Origin of the sequence: Pseudomonas sp. LAMO17WK12:I5, assembly GCF_900215165.1 — a bacterium.
Classification (GTDB): Bacteria; Pseudomonadota; Gammaproteobacteria; order Pseudomonadales; family Pseudomonadaceae; genus Aquipseudomonas; species Aquipseudomonas putida_A.
This window is the reverse complement of record NZ_OBDS01000006.1, coordinates 157,132-182,604: the sequence shown is the minus strand read 5'-3', so window position 1 is coordinate 182,604 and position 25,473 is coordinate 157,132. Positions and strand designations below refer to the sequence as shown.

Sequence of the window (25,473 nt, the reverse complement as noted above, 5' to 3'; positions counted from 1 at the left end):
AAAACGGCGACCCTAAGGTCGCCGTTTTTTTCAGTATCACTTGGCCGCGTTGATCGGCTTTTCCGGATACCAGACGTCCAGCAGCGGGCTGACGGTCATGCCGGTCAGTTCGCTACGGTTTTTCAGCCAGGCTTCAACGGCAGCGCGCTGCTCTTCGTTGACCGAGCCACGCTTCTGCAGGCAAACCAGACCGAAGTCATCGCCGCCAACATAACCCAGACCGTTGGCTTCCATGGCTTCTTTGATGAATGCTTCGAGGAAAGCGTCAATGGCTTCTTCGGACAAGTCTTCTTTGAAGTCCAGGTTCAGTTCGAAACCCAGCTCTTGGAATTCATCAACGCACAGTTTTTTGCGCAGACGCTGGGAACGGTTAGTCGCCATTGGAACAATCCTCTTAAGTAATAACGGCCGGCACTTTACCAGTTTAAGCGGTCAATTGCCCGACTCTCTGGGTACGGTGGCCGACCGCCTGTAAAAAAAATAACGAAATGGCCGCCTCGGGCAAGGCACAAGCTGTTACACCTTGGGGCATAATGCCGACACTTTCATGACCACTGAGGGCTTTTTCATCCATGCCCTCGTTATTTTTCCCCTCTTCTGCAGGGTTTTAATTCATATGATCAAATCGTTGCGTCCTCTCTTTCTTGCCGGCCTTCTTCTGCCCCTGGCCCTGCCGGTTGCCGCTGCCACTATCAATACCGCCCTCACCCCTAACGTCGAAAAAGCCCTCAAGGCCAGCAAGCTGCAGCCGACTGCGCTGTCGCTGGTGATGATTCCGCTCGACGGCCCGGGCAATCCGACGATGTACAACGCCGACGTTTCGGTCAACCCGGCCTCGACCATGAAACTGGTCACCACCTACGCCGCGCTGGAAATGCTCGGCCCTAACCATCAGTGGAAAACCGAGTTCTACACCGACGGCGATCTGAGCGGCGGCATTCTCAATGGCAACCTGTACCTCAAGGGTGGCGGCGATCCGAAGCTGAACATGGAAAAACTCTGGCTGCTGATGCGCGATCTGCGCGCCAACGGCGTGACCCAGGTCACCGGCGACCTGATCCTCGACCGCGGCTTCTTCATCCAGCCGCAACTGCCCGAGTTCAACGACGACGGCAACGACGAGAACAAGCCGTTCCTGGTCAAACCCGACTCGCTGCTGGTCAACCTCAAGGCCCTGCGCTTCGTCGCGCGCAATGACGGTGGCCGGGTGCTGATCTCGGTGGAGCCGCCGATTGCCAGCGTGCGCATCGAAAACACGGTCAAGGCGCTCAACTCCAAGCAGTGCACCGGTGGCGTGCGCTACAACCCGGTGACCCAGCCTGATGGCAGCGTGACCGTGACCGTCGCCGGTCAATTGGGCGAAGGCTGCAGCTCGCAGACTTATCTGTCGCTGCTCGACCACGCGACCTACACCGCCGGTGCCGTGCGCGCGATCTGGAAAGAACTGGGCGGCAGCATTCAGGGCAAGGATCGCCTCGCCGCGACCCCGAGTGGCGCCAAGCTGCTGGCCCGCGCCTACTCGCCGGATCTGGCGGAAATCATCCGCGACATCAACAAATACAGTAACAACACCATGGCTCAGCAGCTGTTCCTGAGCCTCGGTCAGAAGTACCGCAACGAAGCCGACGGTGACGACGCCAAGGCCGCACAACGCGTAGTCCGCCAGTGGCTGGCGAAGAAAGGCATCACCGCGCCGCACCTGGTGATGGAGAACGGCTCCGGGCTGTCGCGCGCCGAACGCGTCAGCGCCCGCGAGATGGCCAACATGCTGCAAGCCGCCTGGCACAGCCCGTACGCCGCCGAGTACATCAGCTCGCTGCCGATTGCCGGCACCGACGGCACCATGCGCAAACGCCTGAAGACCACCGCGATGCGCGGCGAGGCCCACGTCAAGACCGGCACCCTGAACACCGTGCGCGCCATCGCCGGCTTCAGCCGCGACGTCAACGGCAATACCTGGGCGGTGGTGGCGATCCTCAACGACAAGGCGCCGTTCGGCGCGTCGTCGGTGCTGGATCAGGTGCTGCTGGATCTGTACAAGCAGCCGCGCCTGCCGCAGACCGCTTCGGCCCTGTAAAAACACAGCCGCTCTAATGTGGGAGTGGGCTTGCTCGCGAAGGCGTCAGATCAGTCAGTATTTTTGCTGGCTGACACACCGCTTTCGCGAGCAAGCCCGCTCCCACAGGTAGATCGTGCCAAGGCTCAGCTCATCTGCTCGACCCGATCGCGCCCGCCCTGCTTCGCCGCATACACCCCCGAATCCGCGCGCAGCAGCAGCGCATCCGCGCCCTCCCCCGGGCGCCAGCTGGCGATGCCGAAACTGGCCGTCACCACCCCGACCACATCCACCGGCGCGCTGCGCAGGCCTTGCCACAATTCCACCGCCAGCATGTACGCATGCTCGCCGTCGATGTCCGGGCACAGCACCATGAACTCTTCACCACCGAGACGACAGAACACATCAGTCCGCCGTAAACGATGGCCGATGCGCTCGCACACCGCCTGCAGCACCCGATCGCCCACGGCATGGCCGTACTGGTCGTTGATGCGTTTGAAGTGGTCGATGTCGAGCATGATCACCGACAGCTCACCGCCGCCGCGCTCGACCCGGGCCATTTCGGTGGTCAGGCGCTCCTGGAAGTAGCGGCGGTTGTGGATGCCGGTCAGCGAGTCGGTGACCGACAGCGCCCGCAATTCCTCTTCCACCCGTTTCAAGTCGGAAATGTCCGAGATGTAGCCGTGCCACAGCACGCCGCCGCCCGGCAGCTCTTCCGGCGTCGCCTCGCCGCGCACCCAGCGCAGGCCGCGCTCGGGCAACTGCACACGGTATTCCTCGCGCCATGGGCTGAGGCTGTCTGCCGAAGCACGGATCGAGCTGCGCACTCGCGAGACGTCTTGTGGATGGATGCGGGTGAAAATCGCCTCGGCATTGAGCAGCAGCACGTCCGGCTCCAGCTCGTAGATCTCGCGGATGCCATCGCTGGCGTAGATCACGCTGAAGCGCCCGTCGAATTCCATCTTGAATTGATAGATGCCGCCGGGCACGTGGGCGCTGAGTTTTTTCAGCAATACATCCCGCGCCGCCAGCGCTTCGTGCACGCGCTTGCGCTCGGTGATGTCGATGCAGATCGCCAGATGCCCGACCCACAAACCCTGCTCATCGAGCACCGGGGTGGCGAGCATGTTCACCGGCAGATGACTGCCGTCGCTGCGCACCAGCGTCCACTCGCGCGCCTCATGACCGCCGACCTCGCCGCCCTCGACCAACATCGCGTGGCAGGTCGGAATGCTCTTGCCGTAACGCGCACTCAACTCTGCCGAACGCGCCGCCAGCTCTCGCGGCAGATGCAGGTTTTCCAGGGTCATGTGCCCGACCACATCGGCGCTGCTGTAGCCGAGCATCTGTTCGGCGCCGGGGTTGAAGGTGTTGATCACCCCGCGCAGGTCGGTGGCGATGATTGCCACCTGGGTCGCGGCATTCAGTACCCCGCGCAACTGACCGTGGGTGCCGCGCAATTCCTGCTCGCGGGCGTGCAGTTCCTGGGTGCGCAGTTCGACCATGCGCAAGGCGCGCTGGCGTTGACTGACCAGCACGTAAAGCAGTGCGCTGAGCAACAAACTCAGCAGCGCCCCCAGCACCACCAGGCTGCTGATTGACGAATGGTTGGCCTGCAGAAACGCTTCGCTGGGCTGCATGTCCACTTGATAGTCATGGTCGGCCATGCGCAACAGACGTGTGGCGGACAGATCACTGGCCCCGGCCTGGTTGGCGGACTCGTAGAGCACTTCATGCTGTTCATCGGTGGACAGGTCGAGAATGCGTACATTGAGGAAATCCTGATGCTCCTCCGGCAGTCCGTCGGCCAGCAACTGCTGCATGCTGATCACCGCCATCACATAGCCTTGCGGCGGCCCTTTCGGCGCCCCTTCACGAGTGACCGGCGCCAGCAGCAAGACGCCCCGGGCATACGCCGGATCAATCCCCACCAGATGCAATGGCTGCGACACCACCATGTGCCCGGTGCGGTCGGCGCGTTCCAGCGTCGCCCGGCGCAACGGTTGCGCCAGCAAGTCGTAACCCAGCGGCGTGGGCAAGCGACTGAGGCTCTGGGTGTAGATCACCGGTACGTATTCGGGGCGATCAGCGGCGGTCTGCAACTGATCGTCAGCGTTCAGTTCACGAAAGGTGAAGGTACTGAAGCCTTCGTTACGCACGGCCTGTTCGACCGCCGGGCGTTCGGCACGGCGGACCCGCGGCGCATAGGAATAGGCCTGGGTGCGTAATAGAAGCGGTTTGGCATAGCCGTCGAATTCGTTGCGTGAGACCGAATCAGAGTTGGCGAAGAAACGGCGCAGGCCGTCGAGACGCTGTTCCTGATCCTGGAAACGTTCTTCGATGCGGCTGTAACGCTCATTGGCCAGCAGTTGGAAGCGTTGGCGCAGTTGATGGTGAAACTGATTGAGGGTGGCCCAGGCGAGCAGCCCCGTGAGAATCCCGCCGGCGAGCAATACCAGCAGCGCGACCAGCCAGGCCGAGACGTCTTCGCTGATAAAACCCAGAATCTTTGGGCGCACGGGGTGCAACGACATAGGGGCAACTCACGACGCCATTGTTTCGGGGGGAAAACCCCATTGGCCATGAGTTGAGTTATAGCTATTAGCCATTAATTTGGCTAGCGCTGATCGGATCCAAGAGCCTTTAAAAATCAAGGCTCTGTGGATCCAACCCGCCCAAGCGTCAACGAGCCGTGATTTTCCAGGCGCGGTGGATCTTGGTGTTACGCGCAAAATCCGGATCGATGGTCTGCGCGCTGATTTCCTCGACCGCGTAACGTTCGGCCAGGTTCTCCTCCAGCTGGAACTTGCGGAAGTTGTTGGAGAAATACAGCACGCCACCCGGCGCCAGACGTGCCATGGCCAAGTCGATCAACTGCACCTGATCACGCTGCACGTCGAAGATGCCTTCCATGCGCTTGGAGTTGGAGAAGGTCGGCGGGTCGATGAAGATCAGGTCGTACTCGTCGCGGCTGCTTTCCAGCCACGCCATCACGTCGCCCTGCTCCAGACGGTTCTTGTCGGAGAAGCCGTTCAGCGACAGGTTGCGCCGCGCCCAGTCGAGGTAAGTCTTCGACAGGTCGACGCTGGTGGTGCTGCGCGCACCGCCCTTGGCCGCATGCACACTGGCGGTCGCGGTGTAGCAGAACAGATTGAGGAAGCGCTTGCCGGCGGCCTCTTTCTGAATGCGCATGCGCATTGGCCGGTGATCGAGGAACAGCCCGGTGTCGAGGTAGTCGGTAAGATTCACCAGCAGCTTGACGCCGCCTTCGCTGACCTCATTGAACTTGCCCTGCGCCGCCTGACGCTCGTATTGCTTGGTGCCGCTCTGACGCTCGCGGCGTTTGACCACCACGCGGCTCTTGTCGACGTTCAGCGCCTGCGGGATTGCCGCCAGAGCATCGAACATGCGCGCCGAGGCCTTTTCCGGATCGATCGACTTCGGCGCGGCGTATTCCTGCACGTGCACCCAGTCGTGGTACAGGTCGATGGCCATGGCGTATTCCGGCATGTCGGCATCGTAGACGCGGTAGCAGTCGATGCCTTCGCGCTTGACCCACTTGCTCATCGCCTTGAGGTTTTTCTGCAGGCGGTTGGCAAACATCTGCCCGCCTTCGCTCAGGCGCGGCTGCTCGACCACTGGCGCCGGGGCTGGCGTCGGTTTGATCGGGTTGCCGTTCTTATTGAACTTGCGCTCTTGCGGCTCGTTCGGGGTCTGATCGTAGGCTGCTTGCTCACGCTCGGCCTGACGCTGTTCCGGAGTACGCCGCTCGCCGGTGACGAACTGGTCCGGCAGCACCTTGATCAGCAACAGTTTGCACGGCAGCGCGCCGTTCCAGAACGAATACTGTTTGTGGCTGCGAATGCCCATGCGCTTGCCCAGATCCGGGGCGCCGGTGAATACCGCCGCTTCCCAGTTCAGGCAGGCCTGACGCAAACGCTCGCCAAGGTTCTGATAGAGGTAAAGCAGACTGGCTTCGTCGCCCAGACGCTCGCCGTACGGCGGGTTGCAGATCACCAGACCTTTCTGGTTCTGATCCGGACGCGGCTCGAAGGTCGCGACTTCGCCCTGATAGATCTTGATCCACTCGCTCAGACCGGCGCGCTCGACGTTATTGCGGCCCGGCTGAATCAGCCGCGGGTCGGCTTCGTAACCGCGAATCCACAGCGGCGGCTTGGCCAGACCGGCAGCGGCGCGTTCGACCGCCTCTTCATGGAGTTTTTTCCACAGCGCCGGTACGTGGCCGAGCCATGCGGTAAAGCCCCACTGCTCGCGGCGCAGGTTCGGCGCCATGTCGGCGGCGATCATCCCGGCTTCGACGAGGAACGTACCGACACCGCACATCGGGTCAGCCAGCGCGCCGCCTTCGGCCGCAATGCGCGGCCAGCCGGAACGGATCAGGATCGCTGCCGCGAGGTTTTCCTTCAGCGGCGCCGCGCCCTGCTGCAGGCGGTAACCGCGCTGATGCAGGCTGTGGCCGGAAAGGTCGAGGGACAGGATCGCTTCGCCGCGATCCAGGCGCAGGTGAATACGCAGATCCGGGTTGAGCTTGTCGATCGACGGACGGTCGCCTTGCGGGGTACGCAGTTTGTCGACGATGGCGTCTTTGACTTTCAGCGCACCGAAGTGGGTGTTGTCGATGCCCGAGCCGTGGCCACTGAATTCGACGGCCAGGGTGCCGTCGGCGAGCATGTGATCCTGCCACTCGACGTCAAGCACGCCGTGGTACAGGTCTTCAGCGTCTTTCATCGGGAAGCGCTTGAGCACCAGCAACACCCGGTTGGCCAGACGCGACCACAGGCACAGGCGATAAGCGGTTTCCATGGTCGCCATGCCACGCACGGCGGAGGTGTGCTCGCGGGCGTCTTCAAGGCCAAGCCCGACGGCTTCCTCGATGAGCAGGCCTTCAAGGCCTTTGGGGCAAGTGAGGAAGAGTTCGAAACGGTCGGACATGGTATTTCCAGAGCCTTTGGCTAGTGAACCGGCAACGCATTGCCGATCCGGTTTTCAATCAGGCGCTTTTCTAAAAGAGCGCCCGCGTGGCACGAAGGTGTGCCGTTCCATCCCCGCTGCTCGGGTTAAAAGAGCTTAGATGCAAGGACAGGTATTAAAGTTGATGAAACAAAATGACTCAAAGCAACCCTTCGTCGAATATTACCCCAGCGTAAACGTGGGTCATTCTCACTAAAGGATTAACCCCATCATCCAGTGCGGGGCCGATCATACCGGGGTTTGCTGAAAAAACGTTCATGAAACCCGTCGTTACTTATGGCTGTAGCACTATTTTCGTTACGTCCTTATGACAAAACGATCATTCCCTCGGTGTGACTCATTGGTTAGAACTGACCACAGGTTGACGTCGCAACGGCGTCAACACCTTGGCTCGCCACGCCGGCAGCGAGCCGCCCAACGGCAGAGTTTTTTCTGCCAGACCTCGGTTGAGGTCAACGCGACGAAAACAGTCAACAAGTGAGGGAAACACCCTATGAGAAGACTTAAGCGTGATCCGTTGGAAAGAGCATTTTTGCGCGGATATCAATATGGCGTTGGTGGCAAATCCCGCGAGCTTTGCCCATTTACTCTACCGTCGGTACGCCAAGCCTGGATCAACGGCTGGCGAGAAGGACGCGGCGACAACTGGGACGGTATGACCGGCACTGCGGGAATCCACAGACTCAACGAACTTCACGCCGTCGGCTGACACAGGGCACTTATTGCAACACGACAATCTGAATTTTTAGCGACTTACCATGCACGTCCTTCCCGGACGGCGGGCTGCGGCCCAGGGGCTCCTTCGAGGAGCCCTTTTTTATGCCCGCAAATCATTTGAACTGCACACATAACCTGTGGGAGCGGGCTTGCTCGCGAAAGCGTCGTGTCAGCCACAACAAATGTTGACTGAAACAGCGCTTTCGCAAGCAAGCCCGCTCCCACAATCGGATCAGCGCAAGGCGGCGATCGCGTCCACCGATTCACGAATCAGCGCCGGGCCCTTATAGATGAAGCCCGAGTAAATCTGCACCAGGCTCGCACCCGCCACGATCTTCTCCGCCGCATGCTTGCCTTCAGTGATGCCACCGGCCGCAATGATCGGCAACCGACCACCCAGCTCCGCCGCCAACACCTTCACGGTATGCGTGCTCTTGTCACGCACCGGGGCGCCGGACAGACCACCCGCCTCGTCACCATGCTCCATGCCTTCGACGCCAACGCGACTCAGGGTGGTGTTGGTGGCGATCACTGCGTCCATCCCGGTTTCGATCAGTGCCTGAGCCACCTGCGCCGTTTCTTCGTCGGTCATGTCCGGAGCGATCTTGATCGCCAGCGGTACGTGCTTGCCGTGGCGCAGGGCCAGTTCGGCGCGGCGCGTGGCCAGATCCGCCAGCAACTGCTTGAGCGAATCACCGAACTGCAGACTGCGCAGGCCCGGGGTGTTCGGCGAGCTGACGTTGACCGTGACATAGCTGGCGTGGGCATACACCTTGTCCAGGCAAATCAGGTAGTCATCCACCGCGCGCTCGACCGGGGTGTCGAAGTTCTTGCCGATGTTGATCCCCAGCACGCCCTTGTATTTGGCCGCCGCGACCCGCGCCAGCAGGTTATCCACGCCGAGGTTGTTGAAACCCATGCGGTTGATGATCGCCTCGGCTTCCGGCAGGCGGAAGATCCGTGGTTTCGGGTTACCCGGCTGCGGACGCGGGGTCACGGTGCCGATTTCGACGAAACCGAAACCCAGTTGCGAGAAACCGTCGATGGCCGCGCCGTTCTTGTCCAGACCGGCCGCCAGACCCACCGGGTTCGGAAAGTCCAGGCCCATGACCGTCACCGGCACGTTCGCCGGCTTCTTGCACAACATGCCGTTGAGGCCCAAACGCCCACCCGCGCCGATCAGATCCAGCGACAGGTCGTGGGAGGTTTCCGGGGAAAGTTTGAACAACAGCTGACGGGCCAGGGTGTACATGGGCGGCGATGACTCGGGCGGCGAAAAGAGGCGGCGATTATAGCCGGGCATCGCCCCCCGGCGCGAGGCGCACAGGCAAATCCGCCTGACTGGCATATGCCTTGCACTTTCAGGGCTATCAGCCCCCAGGCCAATGACGGCGTGCGGGCGCGGACAATGGCGTCGTTCGCAGGTTTTGCCTGAGCAAAGCCTGGGACGGCGTTTTTTTTGAGGGTGGCTTTATATGAGTGATTCGTCCGTCGGGCCGCTGGCCTGGGTCAACGGCAGTGATGCTCCGGAAAAAAGCGTGATCAACCTCGGCTTCATGGCCCTGAGCGATTGCGCTTCGGTAGTCGTGGCCGCGACACAGGGCTTCGCCCAGCCCTACGGCCTGACGATCAACCTCAAGCGCCAGGCGTCCTGGGCGACCTTGCGCGACAAACTGGTCAGCGGTGAGCTGGATGTGGCCCACAGCCTGTACGGGCTGATTTACGCGGTGCACCTGGGCATCGGCGGCGTAGCGCCGAGCGACATGGCGGTGCTGATGGGCCTGAACCAGAACGGCCAGAGCCTCAACCTCTCCCACGGTTTGCAGCAACTGAGCGTGACCAGTCCTGAAGCGCTGGATCGGCACGCGCACCAAACCCGCGCAAAACTGACCTTCGCCCAGACCTTCCCCACCGGCACCCATGCGATGTGGCTGTATTACTGGCTGGCGAGTCAGGGCATTCATCCGTTGCAGGACGTCGACAGCGTGGTGGTACCGCCGCCGCAAATGGTTGCGCATCTGCAAGCCGGGCGAATCGATGGCTTCTGCGTCGGTGAGCCGTGGGCGGCCAGCGCCGTGCAACAGGATCTGGGATTCACCCTCGCCACCAGCCAGAGCATCTGGCCCGACCACCCGGAAAAGGTCCTCGGCTGCACCCGCGCGTTCGTCGAGCAATACCCCAACACCGCACGGGCGCTGGTGATGGCGATCCTCGAGGCCAGCCGCTTCATCGAGCAAAACCCGGAAAACCGCCGCAGCACCGCGCAGCTGCTGAGCGCCCCGGAATACCTCGACGCCCCGCTGTCCTGCATCGAACCGCGTTTTCTCGGTGATTACGCCGATGGCCTCGGCAATCGCTGGCAGGACCCGCACGCCTTGCGCTTTCACGGCAACGGCGAGGTGAATCTGCCGTACCTGTCCGACGGCATGTGGTTCATGACCCAATTCCGCCGTTGGGGCCTGCTACGCGAGGATCCCGACTACCTCGCGGTGGCCCGCCAGGTTCAGCAACTGGACATTTACCGCGAAGCAGCCACCGCCGTCGGTGTCGCCGCGTGGGGCAAGGAGATGCGCAGCAGCCAGTTGCTCGATGGCAAAGTCTGGGACGGCAGCGATCCGGCTGGTTACGCCCGCAGTTTCAAGCTGCACGCCCTGAGCGACAGCACTGCCCTTCTCGCCCGCCGCTGACAGGAGACCGCCAACATGCTGCGCATTCTGCTGATCAACGACACCGCGAAAAAAGTCGGGCGCCTGAAGGCCGCGCTGACCGAGGCCGGTTTCGAGGTCATCGATGAGTCAGGCCTGACCATCGACCTGCCGGCGCGCGTCGAAACGGTGCGCCCGGACGTGATCCTGATCGATACCGAGTCACCGAGCCGCGATGTCATGGAGCAAGTAGTGCTGGTCAGCCGCGACCAGCCCCGGCCGATCGTGATGTTCACCGACGAACACGACCCGGGGGTGATGCGCCAGGCGATCAAGTCCGGGGTCAGTGCCTACATCGTCGAGGGCATTCATGCCCAGCGCCTGCAGCCGATTCTCGATGTGGCGATGGCGCGCTTCGAAAGCGATCAGGCGCTGCGCGCGCAACTGCTGGCCCGCGACCAGCAACTGGCGGAGCGCAAACGCATCGAACTGGCCAAAGGGCTGCTGATGAAAATGAAGGACTGCAACGAGGAAGAGGCCTACACCCTGATGCGCCGCCAGGCCATGAGCCGCCAGCAGAAACTGATTCAGGTGGCGGAGCAGATCATTGCCATGAGTGAGCTTCTTGGCTGATTGAAGAGCAAAAGATCGCAGCCTTCGGCAGCTCCTACAGAGGCACTCAATTTCCTGTAGGAGCTGCCGAAGGCTGCGATCTTTTGATCCTTGGCACAAATTTGGCTAAGCATTCAGCACAGGTAACCAACGGCGGTTGCCCCACCCACGACAAAGACGTCGCTCACCCCGCTCGCCCACATCGGCGAACCAGGTAGCGGCGTTTTTGCGTTTTGGCCCCACAGCCCGGGGCCGGTGGTGCGGCCGTGGCGGCGCGCCACCTGCTGTGACTCCTTTCGAGACTCTTTTCAGCTGAGGTGCGCGATGAATTCAAGCTTCTGGAAATCCGGCCACACCCCGACCCTGTTCGCAGCCTTTCTGTATTTCGACCTGAGCTTCATGGTCTGGTACCTGCTCGGCCCGTTGGCGGTGCAGATCGCCGCCGACCTGCACTTGACCACACAACAACGTGGTCTGGTGGTGGCGACACCGATTCTCGCCGGCGCGGTGCTGCGCTTTGTGATGGGCATGCTGGCCGATCGTCTGTCGCCGAAAACCGCTGGCCTGATCGGTCAGGTGATCGTGATCTGCGCGTTGTTCGGCGCGTGGAAACTCGGCATCCACAGTTATGAACAGGCGCTGATTCTGGGACTGTTCCTCGGCATGGCCGGTGCTTCGTTTGCCGTGGCCCTGCCGCTGGCTTCGCAGTGGTATCCGCCGCAGCATCAGGGCAAGGCCATGGGTATCGCCGGCGCCGGTAACTCCGGCACCGTGTTTGCCGCACTGATTGCCCCGGTACTGGCTGCGGCGTTCGGCTGGAGCAACGTGTTCGGTTTCGCCCTGATTCCGTTGATCCTGACGCTGGTGCTGTTCGCCTGGCTGGCAAAAAACGCCCCGCAGCGGCCCAAGGCCAAAGCCATGGCCGACTACTTCAAAGCCCTCGGCGACCGCGACAGTTGGTGGTTCATGTTTTTCTACAGCGTGACCTTCGGCGGCTTCATCGGCCTGGCCAGCGCCCTGCCCGGCTACTTCAACGACCAATACGGCCTGAGTCCTGTCACGGCGGGTTACTACACCGCTGCCTGCGTGTTCGGTGGCAGCCTGATGCGTCCGCTCGGCGGTGCGTTGGCGGATCGCTTCGGTGGCATCCGCACCTTGTTGGCGATGTACACCCTGGCGGCAATCTGCATCGCCGCTGTCGGTTTCAACCTGCCCAGCTCCTACGCCGCACTGGCGCTGTTCGTCTGCACCATGCTCGGTCTCGGTGCCGGCAACGGCGCGGTGTTCCAGTTGGTGCCGCAACGTTTTCGCCTGGAGATCGGGGTGATGACCGGGCTGATCGGCATGGCCGGCGGCATCGGAGGTTTTGCCCTGGCGGCCGGCATGGGCGCGATCAAGCAAAGCACCGGCAGCTATCAACTGGCGCTGTGGTTGTTCGCCAGCCTCGGCGTGCTGGCGTGGTTCGGCCTGCACGGGGTCAAACGTCGCTGGAGAACCACCTGGGGTTCGGCGGCGGTCACCGCTGCGCGAGTCTGAGGCGTCGATGCCCCTGCAACTGAGCTTTGCCCAGGCCAGCGCCACCGGCCCGCGCGCGGAAAACCAGGACGCCCTGCGCCTGGTGACGCCCGCCCCGGCGCTGGCCGCCAGCAAAGGCTATCTGGTCGCCATCGCCGACGGTGTCAGCCAGTGCGCCGACGGCGGCTTGGCTGCACGCTCGACCCTACAAGCACTGGCGCTGGACTACTACGCCACGCCACAGACCTGGAGCGTGGCGCAGGCGCTGGATCGCCTGCTGCTCGCACAAAATCGCTGGTTACAGGCCAATGGCGGCGGGCAACCGCTGCTGACCACGGTCAGCGCGCTGGTCCTGCGCGGTCGGCGTTTCACCCTGGCCCACGTCGGCGATTGCCGGGTCTATCGCTGGCAGGCCGACGCTTTGCAGCGGATTTCGCAGGATCATGTCTGGGAGCAGCCGGGCATGCAGCACGTGCTCAAACGCGCGCTGGGGCTGGATCAGCATCTGGTGCTGGATTTTCTCGACGGTGAATTACGCGAGGGCGAATGTTTCGTGCTGCTCAGCGATGGCGTGTGGTCGACTCTGGGCGATACCGCGATTGCCGCGATTCTGCGCGATCAACCGGATCTCGACAGCGCCGCACACACGCTGGTCAATGCCGCGCATCTGGCCGGCAGTCAGGATAATGCCAGTGCGCTGCTGGTGCGGGTCGATGCGCTCGGCGAAGCGAACATCGGCGATGCGCTGATTCACTTACAGCAATGGCCGCTGCCGCCAGCGCTGAAAACCGGGCAGATGTTCGAAGGCTGGCAGGTGCAGGGCGTTGTCGCTCAGAGCCAGCAATCGCTACTGTATCGAGTGCTGGATGGCCAAGGTCGGGGCTGGTTGTTGAAAACATTGCCGGCGCGGCTGGCCGATGATCCCCAGGCCGGGCAAGCCTTGCTGTCGGAAGAATGGTTCCTCAAGCGTGTCGCCGGGCGGCATTTTCCTGAAGTCCACAGCGGCACTCAGCGTCAGCATTTGTACTACGTGATGCGCGAATATTCCGGGATGACGTTGGCGCAGCTGTTTCAACACCACCCTGCATTGCCGCTGGCGCAGTGGCAGGACATTGCCGAGCGCTTGCTGCGGGCGGTAGGCCTGCTGCATCGGCGGCAGATTCTGCACCGCGACATCAAGCCGGAAAACCTGCATCTGGGTGACGATGGCGAGTTGCGCCTGCTGGATTTTGGTCTGGTGTACTGCCCCGGTCTGTCCGCAGACGCACCGTCAACATTGCCGGGCACGCCCAGCTTCATCGCCCCGGAAGCCTTTCGCGGCGAGCCACCGAGTGCGCAACAGGATCTGTACGCGGTGGGCGTGACCCTGTTTTTCCTGCTGACCGGGCATTTTCCCTATGGCGAGGTCGAAGCGTTCCAGCGGCCGCGATTCGGCCTGCCGGTGAGTGCTGGTCGCTACCGCCCGGACGTGCCGGAATGGATTGCGCAGAGTCTGGAGCGTGGCGTGGCGGCGGATCCGCAACAGCGCTTTGAAACGGCTGAGGAATGGTTGCTGGTGCTGGAACAAGGCGAGCGGCGCAGTTTGAGTGTGCGACCCAGGCCTTTGCTGGAGCGTGAGCCGTTGAAGGTCTGGCGGACGGTGGCGTTGTTGGCCTTGCTGGGGAATCTGGTGCTGCTGGTGGTGTTGTTTCACCGCTGATACCGCGTCGCGCCCTTCGCGAGCAAGCCCGCTCCCACAGGGGATTTGTGAACGACTCGGTTCCAATGTGGGAGCGAGCCTGCTCGCGAAGAGGCCAGCCCAATCACAACAATTCTGTCTGCCTGAATGCCCCGCGAACGAGCAACCCGCGTCGATTCGGTGCAAAAAATCCCCGTCTATAACCGCTTCCGCCTAATAAACACGCCATTCTCCCACTTGGCACAACCACTGCATTACCCGTTTCACCATACATAAAGCCCAACCTTCAACGACGAAGGCTGCGCTTCCCGAGAGAACGGGACCAGGACAAAGGCGTCCTCGCTAGGCAACTAGCGGGACGCCTTTTTTTGTTTGCGCAACATTTGTCGAGCACGGCCTGACTGCCCACAAGAGGCCAGCCACCGCTCCCCGGAGAACCTGATGAAAAAACTCAAACTGGTGATGATCGGCAATGGCATGGCCGGGGTTCGCACCCTGGAAGAACTGCTCAAGTTGAGCAACGAGCTGTACGACATCACGGTCTTCGGTGCCGAACCGCACACCAACTACAACCGCATCCTGCTGTCGCCGGTGCTGGCCGGTGAACAGACCTTCGAAGAGATCGTGCTCAACGACCTCGACTGGTACCTGGAAAACCACATCAAGTTGCTGCTCAACCGCAAGGTGGTGCAGATCGACCGAGTCAAACGCCGGGTGATCGCCGAGGACGGCACCGAGGCTGAATATGATCGCCTGCTGATCGCCACCGGCTCGACGCCGTTCATCCTGCCGATTCCGGGCAATGACTTGCAGGGTGTGATCGGCTACCGCGACATCGCCGACACCCAAACGATGATCGACACCGCCAAAACCCACAAGCACGCGGTGGTCATCGGCGGCGGCCTGCTCGGCCTCGAAGCCGCCAACGGCCTGATGCTGCGCGGCATGCACGTCACCGTGGTGCACATCGGCGAATGGCTGCTGGAGCGACAACTGGACAAGACCAGCGGCCAACTGCTGCAAACGGCGCTCGAAGCCCGTGGCCTGCATTTTCGCCTGTGCGAACAGACGCAGGCCCTGCACGACGCAGGCAACGGCCGGGTCGGCTCGGTGCAATTCAAGAACGGCGAGATCATCCCCGCCGATCTGGTGGTGATGGCCGCCGGCATCCGCCCCAATACCGAACTGGCGGAACGCGCCGGCATCCCCTGCAATCGCGGGATTCTGGTCAACGACACCCTGCAAACCTACGATCCGCGCATCTATGCCATCGGCGAGTGCGCCAGCCATCGCGGCATCGCCTATGGCCTGGTGGCGCCGCTGTTCGAACAGGCCAAGGTCTGCGCCAATCACCTCGCACAACTGGGTTTCGCCCGCTATCAGGGCTCGGTGACCTCGACCAAATTGAAAGTCACCGGCATCGACCTGTTTTCCGCCGGTGATTTCATGGGCGGCGAAGGCACCGAAACCATCACCCTCTCCGACCCGATCGGCGGCGTGTACAAAAAACTGGTGATCAAGGATGACGTGCTGGTCGGCGCCTGTCTGTACGGCGATACGGCAGATGGCGGTTGGTATTTCCGACAGATTCGTGAGAATCACGCCATCGGCGAGATCCGCGATCACCTCATGTTCGGAGAAAACGCACTTGGCGACGTAGGACATCAGGGCCAGGACAAAGCCATGAGCATGGCTGACACTGCCGAAGTCTGCGGCTGCAACGGCGTGTGCAAAGGCACCATCGTCAAGGCGATTCAGGAACACGGCCTGTTCAGCGTCGATGACGTGAAGAAGCACACCAAGGCTGCCAGTTCCTGCGGCTCCTGCGCCGGGCTGGTCGAGCAGATCCTGATCAACACCGTCGGCGGCGCGGCGGACGTCAAACCGAAAAGCGAAAAAGCCATCTGCGGTTGCAGCGACCTCAACCACGGGCAGATCCGCCAGGCGATCCGCGAACAGCATCTGCTGACCATCGCCGACACCATGAGCTACCTCAACTGGCGCACCCCGAACGGCTGTGCCACCTGCCGGCCGGCGCTGAACTACTACCTGATTTCCACCTGGCCCGGCGAAGCCAGGGACGATCCGCAATCGCGCCTGATCAACGAACGCGCCCACGCCAACATTCAGAAGGACGGCACCTATTCGGTGGTGCCACGGATGTGGGGCGGCGTGACCAACCCTTCGGAACTGCGCCGCATCGCCGACGTGGCCGACAAATACAACGTACCGATGGTCAAGGTCACCGGCGGTCAGCGCATCGACCTGCTGGGGATCAAGAAGCAGGACTTGCCGGGCGTCTGGAAAGACCTCGACATGCCGTCCGGCCACGCCTACGGCAAATCCATTCGCACCGTGAAAACCTGCGTCGGCAGCGAGTTCTGCCGCTTCGGCACGCAGAACTCGACGCAGTTGGGCATTGAGCTTGAGCACGACCTGTTCAACATGTGGTCGCCGCACAAAGTGAAACTCGCTGTCTCCGGATGCCCACGCAACTGCTCGGAAGCGGGGATCAAGGACGTAGGAATCATCGGTGTCGACTCCGGCTGGGAGATGTACATCGGCGGCAACGGCGGGATCAAGACCGAAGTCGCCGAGTTCTTCGTCAAGCTGAAAACCGCCGAGGAAGTTCGTGAATACAACGGCGCGTTCCTGCAGCTGTATCGCGAAGAAGCCTTTTACCTCGAACGCACCGTGCACTACCTGCAACGGGTCGGCATGGAGCACATCAAGCAGGCCGTGCTTGAAGATCCGGAGCGGCGCAAGGCCCTGAACGAGCGTCTGCAGTTCTCCCTGTCGTTCGAACAGGACCCGTGGAAAGAGCGTCTGGCGCAGCCGCAACTCAAGAAAGAATTCGAGGTGATCCCCGTGAAGAACCTGGAGGTGCCGGCATGAATTGGCTCGATATCTGTGCCCTGGAAGAGATCAATGCCCTCGGTTCGCGGATCATTGCCGGGCCGAAAGGCGACATCGCGATTTTTCGTACAAGCGACGACGAAGTTTTCGCCCTCGACGACCGCTGCCCGCACAAGGGCGGGCCGTTGTCACAGGGTTTGATCTACGGCAAACGTGTGGCCTGCCCGCTGCACAACTGGCAGATCGACCTGCAAACCGGCGAGGCTCAGGCCCCGGACATCGGCTGCGCGCACCATCATCCGGCCCGGGTCGAAAACGGCCGCGTGCAGCTGGCACTGCGGGATGCGGTCTGATGAACCGCCAGACGACCGCCTCGACCTGCTGTTATTGCGGCGTCGGCTGCGGCGTGCTGATCGAGCATGACGGCGAGCGCATTCTCGGCGTCAGCGGCGATCCGGCGCACCCGGCCAACTTCGGCAAATTGTGCAGCAAAGGCTCGACCCTGCACCTGACCGGCGACCTGGCCGCCCGGGCGCTGTACCCGGAACTGCGTCTGGGCAAAGGCCTGGCACGCAGCCGTTGCGACTGGGATACGGCGCTGGATCACGCGACCCAAGTCTTTGCCGAGACCATCGCCGAACACGGCCCGGACAGCGTGGCGTTTTACATCTCCGGGCAGTTGCTGACCGAGGACTACTACGCCTTCAACAAATTGGCGCGAGCGCTGGTCGGGACCAACAACATCGACAGCAATTCCCGACTGTGCATGTCGTCAGCGGTGGTCGGTTACAAGCGCAGCCTCGGCGCCGATGCGCCGCCGTGCAGCTATGAAGATCTGGAGCTCAGCGATTGCGTGATGATCGCCGGCAGTAACATGGCCTACGCCCACCCGGTTCTTTTCCGACGCCTTGAACAGGCAAAATCGCGCCGACCGCAGATGAAGGTCATCGTCATCGATCCCCGACGCACCGACACCTGTGAGCTGGCGGACCTGCATCTGGCGATTTTGCCCGGCACCGATGTCGCTCTGTTCCATGGGATTTTGCATCTGCTGCTTTGGGAAGACTGGATCGACCGCGACTTCATCAAGGCGCACACCGACGGTTTGCCTGAACTGAAAAATCGGGTGCGCGATTACACCCCGCAAATGGTCGCGCAACTGTGCGGGATCAGTGTCGAGCAATTGCAGCAGTGCGCGGAATGGGTGGGCACGGCGCCAAGTTTCCTGTCGCTTTGGTGCATGGGCCTGAATCAGTCCACCGCTGGCAGCGCGAAAAACAGCGCGCTGATCAATCTGCACCTGGCCACCGGGCAGATCGGCCGGCCAGGCGCAGGACCTTTCTCGCTGACCGGTCAGCCAAATGCCATGGGCGGGCGGGAAACCGGCAGCCTGTCCAATTTGCTGCCCGGTCACCGGGAGGCAGCCAACCCCGAACACCGCGCCGAAGTAGCAGCGTATTGGGGCGTCGATCAACTGCCTGAAAACATTGGACTTAGCGCCATCGAGCTGTTCGAGCGGATGCGCAGCGGCCAGATCAAGGCGCTGTGGATTGCCTGCACCAACCCCGCGCAGTCGATGCCAGATCAACACGCGATTCGCGAGGCGCTGCAGACCTGCCCGTTCGTGGTGTTGCAGGAAGCCTTCCGCACCACCGAAACCGCCGCCTTCGCCGACCTGTTGTTACCCGCTGCCAGTTGGGGCGAAAAGGAAGGCTCGGTGACCAACTCCGAACGGCGCATTTCCCACGTGCGCCAGGCCATTCTCCCACCCGGTGAAGCGCGGCCCGACTGGGCGATTACCATAGATTTCGCACGAAGGCTGGAGCAACGTCTGCGTCCGCAACAACCAAGCCTGTTTGCTTTCGAGCATCCGGCGCAGTTGTTCGACGAATACAAGCAACTGACCCGTGGACGCGATCTGGACCTGTCGGGCATCAGCCATCAATTGATCGATGAACTGGGACCGCAGCAGTGGCCCTTCCCCACCGGCGCCCGACAAGGCACCGCGCGTTTGTATGGCGACGGGATTTTTCCCACGGCCAACGGTCGTGCGCAATTCGTTGCCGATCCTTATCGTGCGGCCAAAGAACAACGCGATGCACGGTTTCCGCTGACCCTGATCACCGGCCGTCTGCGCGATCAATGGCACGGCATGAGCCGCACCGGCACCGCTGCGCAATTGTTCGGGCATGTCAGCGAAGCGCTGTTGAGCCTGCATCCGGACGAAATGCGCCGTCATCGTTTGCAGCCGGGGGATCTGGTCAACCTGAAGAGTCGGCGCGGTGCGGTGATTGTGGCCGTCGGCAGCGACGACGGCGTACGTCCGGGCCAGGCCTTTTTGCCGATGCACTGGGGCGAGCGTTTTCTCAAGGGCGGAGTAAACAGCCTGACCCTGGCGGCCTTCGACCCACTGTCAAAGCAGCCCGAACTCAAGCACAGCGGCGTGCGTCTGGAACCGGTGAATCTGCCATGGCAGCTCTTCGCACTCATCGAGGGCGATGTTCAGCGGCATTTCGAGACGCTACGACCTCTGTGTGAGACGTTTTCCTACGTCAGCCTCAGCCTTGCCGGACGTGAGCGGCCCGCACTGCTGATACGCGCTGCCAACGCCACGGCGCCGGAGCCGCAACTGCTGCGCGATATCGATCAGTGTCTGGCGCTGCTCGACGGGCCGGTGCTGGCCTACGACGACCCGCGTCGCGCCATCGGCAAACGGGTACGCATCGAAAACGGCCGCATCACCGCGATCCGCCTGGCCGGCGAAACCCTGGCCCAGCATTGGCTGCAGGGGCTATGGCTGGAGGGCCGCGCCGATGAACAACTGCGACGCTGGCTGCTGGCGCCGATGAGTGCGCCGCCGGGCAGTGCCAGTTTGCAGGCCAATCCGGGAAAAACCCTATGCAACTGCCAAAACGTCAGCCACAGCGCGGTGTGTGCCGGGATTCGCCAGGGTCTCGATCTGCAAGGCCTCAAACAACAACTGGGATGCGGCACGCAATGCGGTTCGTGCGTCCCGGAAATCAAACGATTGCTGGCGGCCGATCTGCAGCCGGTATCCAGCTGATAAGGAAAACACCATGAATGCAAAAGTCTGGCTGGTGGGTGCAGGTCCCGGTGATCCCGAACTGCTGACGCTCAAAGCGGTGCGCGCATTGCGTGAAGCGCAGGTGGTGTTGATTGACGATCTGGTCAATGCCGCGGTGCTGGAGCATTGCCCCACCGCGCGAATCATTGCCGTGGGCAAACGCGGCGGCTGTCGCTCGACACCGCAGGCGTTCATCCATCGGCTGATGTTGCGTTATGCGCGCCAAGGCAACTGCGTGGTGCGGCTCAAGGGCGGTGACCCGTGCATTTTCGGTCGTGGCGGCGAAGAGGCGCAGTGGTTACGCGAACGTGGGATTGAGGTCGAGTTGGTCAACGGTATTACCGCCGGACTCGCCGGCGCGACGCAATGCGATATTCCGCTGACGTTGCGCGGTGTGGCGCGCGGGGTGACGCTGGTGACCGCGCACACCCAGGACGACAGTCAATTGAACTGGCAGGCGTTGGCGCGAGGTGGGACGACACTGGTGATTTACATGGGGGTGGCCAAGCTTGGCGAGATTCGCGATCAGCTATTGGCCGGCGGGATGGCGGCAGATACGCCGGTGGCGATGATCGAGAATGCCTCTCTGCCAGAACAGCGTGAGTGCCGTAGTGATCTGATGAGCATGAGTGACGACGCCTGCCGGTTTGAGCTCAAGAGCCCGGCCATACTCGTCATCGGCGCAGTGGCTGCCATTGCAGAGCAAAGGATCGCAGTCTCCGGCAGCTCCCCCATGGGAACTGTGTACGCCCTGTAAAGCCAAATCGCAGGCAAAGAAAAGCCCGGCCTGAGCCGGGCTTTTCTCGTAGCGGCAGCTAATTACTTAGCTTGAGCTTCAACCTGCGCTTCTACGCGACGGTTAACAGCACGGCCAGCTTCAGTTTTGTTGTCAGCAACTGGGCGGGATTCGCCGTAGCCGATCGACTGAACGCGGGACGACTCAACACCGTACTGCTGGGTCAGAACCTGCTTAACGGCGTTTGCACGACGCTCGGACAGTTTCTGGTTGTAAGCGTCAGGACCGACGGAGTCAGTGTGACCTTCAACAGTGGTGTGAGTGGCTGGGTACTGCTTCATGAAGTCAGCCAGGTTCTTGATGTCAGCGTAGCTGTTTGGCTTGACGACCGACTTGTCGAAGTCGAACTTCACGTCCAGCTCTACACGAACAACTTCAGCAACTGCTGGGCAGCCATCAGCGTCAACAGTTACGTTGGCTGGGGTGTCCGGGCACTTGTCAACGTTGTCGCAAACGCCATCGTTGTCGCTGTCGGAGCAGACTTCAGCCGGAGCTGGAACTGGAGCAGCAGCTGGCTTGCCGCCGCCACCGAAGTTCACACCCAGACCAACCGATGGAGCGTAGTCCCAACGGCCATTGTCCAGTTTGTAGTCAGCTTCTACGCCAGCACGGGCGAAGAAGTTTTCAGCGAAGTAGTACTTAACGCCAGCGCCAGCAGTCAGGAAAGTCGACTGGTCGCGACCGGTGTGGCCGTCAGCAGCTACGTTGGTCAGGTTGCCGTGCTTGACACCACCTTCAACGTAAGGACGCAGAGCGTCGCCAGCGTTGTTGAAGTGGTACTGAGCGGTCAGACCGAAGTTGTCACCGCGCAGTTTCTGGCTACCGGTACCGTCGTTCGAACGGGTGTGGTTGTTACGATCCCAGCCGAAGTTGATCGAGACGTCGTCGGTCAGGAAGTAACCGATTTTGGCGCCTGGGTTGAAGCCGTCTTCGACATGATCAATGCTGTCGTTGTACTGCTTCTTGTAGTTGATCTCGCCTTCAACTGCGCCTTGGCCTTGTGCCAGTGCGCCGAACGAAGTAGCGGCAATAAGAGAACCAATGGCCAAGCCCAAGGTGTTTTTCAGTTTCATCCGTTAAATCCCCATCTGGTGATTGTGAAGCAGTCCCGCAAACCGGGGGACAACTCGGCGGCAAGTCTATCAGAACTTGCCTACACGTAAGAGATATTTGCGCTGAACTAAGTTTCAGCAATGCCTGCAAATTTCTCACGCAATTTGTCTAGAGCACGTTTGTACCGCATTTTTGTCGCACTCAAACCCATGTGCATGATGTCTGCGATCTCCTGAAACTCCAGCTCTGCGACAAATCGTAGCACCAGAATTTCACGGTCAATCGGGTTCACATACACCAGCCAGCGATCGAGTCCGCCCTTCTCCTCGGGTTTCGGCGCCTTTTCTTCCGACGCTTCTTCCAGCGGGTCCAGACTCAAGGCGTCCATCAAGCGACGCTTTCGCCGTTCCTTCCGATACTGCGTGATGCATTCGTTATACGTGATGCTGTAGAGCCAGGTTTTGAACTTCGATTTCCCCTCGAAGTTCTTCAGGCCGTACAACACCTTAAGCATCACTTCCTGACAGACATCGTCTGCGTCGCGATCGTTCCCAAGATATCTCGCACAAACGTTAAATAATGTTCGCTGGTAACGCCGCATCAGCTCTTCATAGGCGCGCGTCACGTGAAACAGCTCGGTATGCGAGCGCGCGACCAACTCCTCATCAGAGAGCTCACGGGGGTCATAGCGCGTGGATAGCGTTTGGGCTTTATTCAAAACAAGTCGTGCCGACAGTCAGGTCAATGTCCGCCGCACCCCTCTCAGGGCATTTTGCGGCGGCATACATTAGCAGGGTTTGCCGGGTTAGCGGCTACTCACATGCTGTTCCAGCAGGATCCGATTGGAGAGTGAGACTAGCTCACCCTCATCGGTCAGCAATGTGGTTTTAACCGTGCCGATCTCTTCGATCTGGCCTTCGACCTCGCCAACACGCACTTGTTGCCCAACCTGATACAACTCACGCACATAGATTCCCGCAAGAATCTGACCGGCAATTTCCCGGCTTCCCAAACCCATGGCCAGCGCAACGGCCAGACCAACGGTAATCAATACGATGACAATCACATGGTTCAGCAGGTCAGTCTTGACCTCGAGCTGGCTGATCGCGACCGAGATACTGATGATGATCACCAGCCCCTGGGCGATTCGGCCCAAACCCGAAGCGTAGTCCAGCCCTACGCCTTCTGCCGCTCCGCGCACCAGGCCGTTGGCCAATTGCGCGAGCAAAACACCCACCAGCAACACCAGCGCGGCGCCGAAAACTTTCGGCAAATACAACGCCAGCATGTCCAGCGTAGCTGAAACTCGCTCAAGTCCAAGGGACTCTGCTGCGGAAACCAGAAAAATCAGCAGAACGAACCAGTAAACAATCTTCCCGATCAAGGTTGAGATCGGCACTTGCAGGCCGGCCCGCGACATCAACTTGGTCAGACCGGTGCCGCCCATCAGGCGATCAAGGCCCAGTTTGGCGAGCAATTTGGACAGCAAGGTATCGAGCAGCTTGGCCACCACGAAACCCAACAGCAGCACCACCAGTGCGCCGAACAGGTTCGGGATGAAGTTGGCGACTTTGGTCCACAACGCAGTCATTGCAGTGACGAGGCTCTGAGTCCAGAGATCAAGTTCCATATTCAATCAGCCTTATCAGCAGTGCGTGCAGTAGTTTTACGAAGACGGGAAACCGGCGAGACGTGGGCCGATCCGTTATTCAGGGCGATCATCAGCGCGGGCAGCCAGCGGCCCAGCAGGCTGAACAGATCACCGGCGCCCACCTGGCGGTTGGCGGTTTTGAGTACGCGACCCAGGCATGCGTCGTCGTCACGGCTGGACGGCGAGGCGTTGAGCATGTCGCGCAAAGACTGTTCAAACGGATCGTGCATACGCACCTCTCGTGATGTCTGTGAAAGACGCGGGCAAATTTGGTCGGGTCACATGTTGCATCTTCACACCCAGCGCAAACGGCGGAATAACCACCATTGACCGAAGGCCATCGCCAGCACCGTCAGACAGGCAATCAGGAAACCATAAGGGCTGCTCGAGAACGGAATGCCGCCCACATTGATGCCCAGCAGGCCGGTGAGAAAACTCATCGGCAAAAAGATGCAGGTGATGATGCCGAAGCGGTACATCGTGCGATTCATGCGCACGTTCAAACGCCGGTCTTCAGCCTCCAGCACAAGCCCCATGCGCTCTCGGGTCAATTCCAGCTCTTCGAGATAGCGCGTCAGGCTGTTGTTCAATTCGTTCCAGTAGTCAGCGTCATCGTCGACAAACCACGGCAGTTTTATCCGGGTCAGTTGTCCGAAAATATCCCGCTGCGGTGCCAGAAAACGCTTCAGTCCGGCCGCCCGGCGGCGGATGTGCAAAATCGAGCCATGCTCGGGGGTATACCGTTCGTCGGCATCCAGTTTTTCTTCCTCTTCATCGACCAGTTCCGACAGGCAGGTGACCAGATCCTGCACCTTGTTGGTGAGGAATTGCGCCAGATACAGGATCAGTTCAGATGAGGTTTTCGGGCCTTTGCCTTCGCTCAGCAGCGCCAGCAGCTCATCGGTGGCACGCAGCGGACGCAAACGCAGCGAGATGACCCGTTGCGCCGACGCGAAAATCCGCACCGAGACCATGTCTTCCGGCTCGGCGCCGGGGTTGAGGTTGACCCCGCGCAGAAACAGCAGAAGTTCAGCATCCGGCAACGGCAACAGGCGTGGCCGGGTGTTCTCTTCCAGCAGCAGGTCGCAGGCAAATTCATTCAGGCCGCTGGATTTGCGCAGCCAGGTCTGGGTTTGCGGATGGCTGCGATCCCAATGCAGCCACAGGCTCTCATGGGCCTGCAGTTGCAGATCGTCGAGCTCAGTCCGGGCAATCGAACGCGCACCGCCTTTACCGTCCAGCACCAGGGCATGCACCAGCCCCCACTGCGCGTTTTCTTCCTCGAACATCCGCATCCCTTTGTCGAAAAACTTATTCAGGCATCTGCAGCGGACTCGGCGAAACGATCACGCCGTTGTTGTCCGCATAGATGTATTGGCCCGGATGGAACGTCACGCCGGCGAAAGTCACCGGTACGTTGAGATCGCCGATACCGCGCTTTTCGGTTTTCATCGGATGGCTGGCCAACGCCTGAACACCGAGATCGGTCTGGGCAATAACGTCGACATCACGGATGCAACCATAGATGACCATCCCTTCCCAACCGTTTTTCGCGGCCTTCTCGGCGATCATGTCGCCCAGCAGCGCGCGCCGCAGCGAACCGCCGCCATCGACCACCAGCACCTTGCCGTTACCCTTGAGTTCGGCTTGCTCTTTGACCAGCGAGTTATCTTCGAAACATTTGATGGTCACGATTTCGCCGCCGAAGGAATCACGGCCGCCGAAATTGCTGAACATCGGTTCCAGCACCTGCACCAGCTCCGGATAGGCGTCGCACAGGTCAGGCGTGAGGTAATGGTTCATCGAAAAACTCCTGT

The 25,473-nt window shown here is 61.0% G+C and carries 20 protein-coding genes; 10 read left to right on the top strand and 10 right to left on the bottom strand.

The genetic code is table 11. From position 1 onward, the window contains the following. Positions 1 to 36: 36 nt before the first annotated feature. Positions 37 to 381: a YggL family protein gene (locus tag CRO59_RS12340; protein WP_003223308.1), complete on the bottom strand. Its 345-nt coding sequence runs from the start codon at positions 379 to 381 to the stop codon at positions 37 to 39. Positions 382 to 616: 235 nt separating this feature from the next. Between CRO59_RS12340 and dacB the strand changes: the two genes are divergently transcribed. Continuing rightward, the gene (gene dacB / locus CRO59_RS12335; RefSeq protein WP_097087619.1) at positions 617 to 2,077 is read left to right on the top strand and encodes a D-alanyl-D-alanine carboxypeptidase/D-alanyl-D-alanine-endopeptidase; all 1,461 of its coding nucleotides are present in this window, start codon (positions 617 to 619) and stop codon (positions 2,075 to 2,077) included. A gap of 125 nt (positions 2,078 to 2,202) precedes the next feature. Here the strand turns inward: dacB and CRO59_RS12330 are convergent, their stop codons facing one another. Beyond that, positions 2,203 to 4,590 (bottom strand): diguanylate cyclase, encoded by a 2,388-nt coding sequence (locus CRO59_RS12330; RefSeq protein ID WP_097087617.1) that lies wholly within the window; start codon positions 4,588 to 4,590, stop codon positions 2,203 to 2,205. A 148-nt stretch (positions 4,591 to 4,738) separates the two neighbouring features. Next, positions 4,739 to 7,009: a bifunctional 23S rRNA (guanine(2069)-N(7))-methyltransferase RlmK/23S rRNA (guanine(2445)-N(2))-methyltransferase RlmL gene (gene rlmKL / locus CRO59_RS12325; protein ID WP_097087615.1), complete on the bottom strand. Its 2,271-nt coding sequence runs from the start codon at positions 7,007 to 7,009 to the stop codon at positions 4,739 to 4,741. A 532-nt stretch (positions 7,010 to 7,541) separates the two neighbouring features. Between rlmKL and rmf the strand changes: the two genes are divergently transcribed. Next, entirely contained in the window at positions 7,542 to 7,757 is a 216-nt protein-coding gene (gene rmf, locus CRO59_RS12320) for a ribosome modulation factor (RefSeq protein WP_003223300.1), read from the top strand. A gap of 240 nt (positions 7,758 to 7,997) precedes the next feature. Here rmf and CRO59_RS12315 read toward each other — a convergent pair whose 3' ends face one another. Beyond that, the gene (locus tag CRO59_RS12315; RefSeq protein ID WP_097087613.1) at positions 7,998 to 9,017 is read right to left on the bottom strand and encodes a quinone-dependent dihydroorotate dehydrogenase; all 1,020 of its coding nucleotides are present in this window, start codon (positions 9,015 to 9,017) and stop codon (positions 7,998 to 8,000) included. A gap of 223 nt (positions 9,018 to 9,240) precedes the next feature. On the opposite strand from CRO59_RS12315, the gene CRO59_RS12310 reads away from it, so the two are divergent. The 8 genes from CRO59_RS12310 to cobA all read left to right on the top strand — a co-directional run bounded on the left by CRO59_RS12310 (position 9,241) and on the right by cobA (position 20,913). Further along, positions 9,241 to 10,452 carry a CmpA/NrtA family ABC transporter substrate-binding protein gene (locus CRO59_RS12310; RefSeq protein WP_097087611.1) on the top strand — a complete coding sequence of 404 codons (1,212 nt, stop codon included), beginning with the start codon at positions 9,241 to 9,243 and terminating at the stop codon, positions 10,450 to 10,452. Positions 10,453 to 10,467: 15 nt separating this feature from the next. Then, on the top strand, positions 10,468 to 11,043 hold the full coding sequence (locus tag CRO59_RS12305) for an ANTAR domain-containing response regulator (protein WP_027613283.1): 576 nt from the start codon (positions 10,468 to 10,470) through the stop codon (positions 11,041 to 11,043). Between the two features lie 303 nt (positions 11,044 to 11,346). Beyond that, entirely contained in the window at positions 11,347 to 12,558 is a 1,212-nt protein-coding gene (locus CRO59_RS12300) for a NarK/NasA family nitrate transporter (RefSeq protein ID WP_097087609.1), read from the top strand. 7 nt (positions 12,559 to 12,565) lie between these two features. Continuing rightward, positions 12,566 to 14,236: a bifunctional protein-serine/threonine kinase/phosphatase gene (locus CRO59_RS12295; protein WP_097087608.1), complete on the top strand. Its 1,671-nt coding sequence runs from the start codon at positions 12,566 to 12,568 to the stop codon at positions 14,234 to 14,236. A 420-nt stretch (positions 14,237 to 14,656) separates the two neighbouring features. Next, positions 14,657 to 17,110 carry a nitrite reductase large subunit NirB gene (gene nirB / locus CRO59_RS12290; protein WP_097087606.1) on the top strand — a complete coding sequence of 818 codons (2,454 nt, stop codon included), beginning with the start codon at positions 14,657 to 14,659 and terminating at the stop codon, positions 17,108 to 17,110. Continuing rightward, positions 17,107 to 17,424 carry a nitrite reductase small subunit NirD gene (gene nirD / locus CRO59_RS12285; RefSeq protein WP_027613287.1) on the top strand — a complete coding sequence of 106 codons (318 nt, stop codon included), beginning with the start codon at positions 17,107 to 17,109 and terminating at the stop codon, positions 17,422 to 17,424. The genes nirB and nirD overlap by 4 nt, the downstream gene beginning before the upstream one ends. Next, a complete protein-coding gene (locus CRO59_RS12280) occupies positions 17,424 to 20,135 on the top strand; it encodes a nitrate reductase (protein ID WP_097087605.1) in 2,712 nt (903 codons plus the stop codon). The genes nirD and CRO59_RS12280 overlap by 1 nt, the downstream gene beginning before the upstream one ends. Before the next feature lie 13 nt (positions 20,136 to 20,148). Beyond that, positions 20,149 to 20,913: a uroporphyrinogen-III C-methyltransferase gene (cobA, locus tag CRO59_RS12275; RefSeq protein WP_097087603.1), complete on the top strand. Its 765-nt coding sequence runs from the start codon at positions 20,149 to 20,151 to the stop codon at positions 20,911 to 20,913. Positions 20,914 to 20,975: 62 nt separating this feature from the next. Here the strand turns inward: cobA and CRO59_RS12270 are convergent, their stop codons facing one another. The 6 genes from CRO59_RS12270 to rraA form a co-directional block, all read right to left on the bottom strand. Further along, positions 20,976 to 22,025: an OmpA family protein gene (locus CRO59_RS12270; RefSeq protein WP_027613290.1), complete on the bottom strand. Its 1,050-nt coding sequence runs from the start codon at positions 22,023 to 22,025 to the stop codon at positions 20,976 to 20,978. A 107-nt stretch (positions 22,026 to 22,132) separates the two neighbouring features. Continuing rightward, positions 22,133 to 22,723 carry an RNA polymerase sigma factor SigX gene (gene sigX / locus CRO59_RS12265; protein WP_011333251.1) on the bottom strand — a complete coding sequence of 197 codons (591 nt, stop codon included), beginning with the start codon at positions 22,721 to 22,723 and terminating at the stop codon, positions 22,133 to 22,135. Positions 22,724 to 22,810: 87 nt separating this feature from the next. Continuing rightward, on the bottom strand, positions 22,811 to 23,635 hold the full coding sequence (locus tag CRO59_RS12260; RefSeq protein ID WP_007916401.1) for a mechanosensitive ion channel domain-containing protein: 825 nt from the start codon (positions 23,633 to 23,635) through the stop codon (positions 22,811 to 22,813). Positions 23,636 to 23,637: 2 nt separating this feature from the next. Next, entirely contained in the window at positions 23,638 to 23,886 is a 249-nt protein-coding gene (locus CRO59_RS12255; RefSeq protein WP_003223293.1) for a hypothetical protein, read from the bottom strand. A 63-nt stretch (positions 23,887 to 23,949) separates the two neighbouring features. Next, complete coding sequence (locus CRO59_RS12250) at positions 23,950 to 24,945, bottom strand: zinc transporter ZntB (protein WP_027613291.1); 996 nt, start codon at positions 24,943 to 24,945, stop codon at positions 23,950 to 23,952. A 22-nt stretch (positions 24,946 to 24,967) separates the two neighbouring features. Continuing rightward, the gene (gene rraA / locus CRO59_RS12245; protein WP_096797093.1) at positions 24,968 to 25,459 is read right to left on the bottom strand and encodes a ribonuclease E activity regulator RraA; all 492 of its coding nucleotides are present in this window, start codon (positions 25,457 to 25,459) and stop codon (positions 24,968 to 24,970) included. Between the last annotated feature and the right edge of the window lie 14 nt (positions 25,460 to 25,473).

What these genes read in the sequence shown, in the direction of transcription:
- CRO59_RS12340 (WP_003223308.1), bottom strand. Translation starts at nt 381, where the DNA reads ATGGCGACTAACCGTTCCCAGCGTCTGCGCAAAAAACTGTGCGTTGAT.
- dacB (WP_097087619.1), top strand. Translation starts at nt 617, where the DNA reads ATGATCAAATCGTTGCGTCCTCTCTTTCTTGCCGGCCTTCTTCTGCCC.
- CRO59_RS12330 (WP_097087617.1), bottom strand. Translation starts at nt 4,590, where the DNA reads ATGTCGTTGCACCCCGTGCGCCCAAAGATTCTGGGTTTTATCAGCGAA.
- rlmKL (WP_097087615.1), bottom strand. Translation starts at nt 7,009, where the DNA reads ATGTCCGACCGTTTCGAACTCTTCCTCACTTGCCCCAAAGGCCTTGAA.
- rmf (WP_003223300.1), top strand. Translation starts at nt 7,542, where the DNA reads ATGAGAAGACTTAAGCGTGATCCGTTGGAAAGAGCATTTTTGCGCGGA.
- CRO59_RS12315 (WP_097087613.1), bottom strand. Translation starts at nt 9,017, where the DNA reads ATGTACACCCTGGCCCGTCAGCTGTTGTTCAAACTTTCCCCGGAAACC.
- CRO59_RS12310 (WP_097087611.1), top strand. Translation starts at nt 9,241, where the DNA reads ATGAGTGATTCGTCCGTCGGGCCGCTGGCCTGGGTCAACGGCAGTGAT.
- CRO59_RS12305 (WP_027613283.1), top strand. Translation starts at nt 10,468, where the DNA reads ATGCTGCGCATTCTGCTGATCAACGACACCGCGAAAAAAGTCGGGCGC.
- CRO59_RS12300 (WP_097087609.1), top strand. Translation starts at nt 11,347, where the DNA reads ATGAATTCAAGCTTCTGGAAATCCGGCCACACCCCGACCCTGTTCGCA.
- CRO59_RS12295 (WP_097087608.1), top strand. Translation starts at nt 12,566, where the DNA reads ATGCCCCTGCAACTGAGCTTTGCCCAGGCCAGCGCCACCGGCCCGCGC.
- nirB (WP_097087606.1), top strand. Translation starts at nt 14,657, where the DNA reads ATGAAAAAACTCAAACTGGTGATGATCGGCAATGGCATGGCCGGGGTT.
- nirD (WP_027613287.1), top strand. Translation starts at nt 17,107, where the DNA reads ATGAATTGGCTCGATATCTGTGCCCTGGAAGAGATCAATGCCCTCGGT.
- CRO59_RS12280 (WP_097087605.1), top strand. Translation starts at nt 17,424, where the DNA reads ATGAACCGCCAGACGACCGCCTCGACCTGCTGTTATTGCGGCGTCGGC.
- cobA (WP_097087603.1), top strand. Translation starts at nt 20,149, where the DNA reads ATGAATGCAAAAGTCTGGCTGGTGGGTGCAGGTCCCGGTGATCCCGAA.
- CRO59_RS12270 (WP_027613290.1), bottom strand. Translation starts at nt 22,025, where the DNA reads ATGAAACTGAAAAACACCTTGGGCTTGGCCATTGGTTCTCTTATTGCC.
- CRO59_RS12260 (WP_007916401.1), bottom strand. Translation starts at nt 23,635, where the DNA reads ATGGAACTTGATCTCTGGACTCAGAGCCTCGTCACTGCAATGACTGCG.
- CRO59_RS12255 (WP_003223293.1), bottom strand. Translation starts at nt 23,886, where the DNA reads ATGCACGATCCGTTTGAACAGTCTTTGCGCGACATGCTCAACGCCTCG.
- CRO59_RS12250 (WP_027613291.1), bottom strand. Translation starts at nt 24,945, where the DNA reads ATGTTCGAGGAAGAAAACGCGCAGTGGGGGCTGGTGCATGCCCTGGTG.
- rraA (WP_096797093.1), bottom strand. Translation starts at nt 25,459, where the DNA reads ATGAACCATTACCTCACGCCTGACCTGTGCGACGCCTATCCGGAGCTG.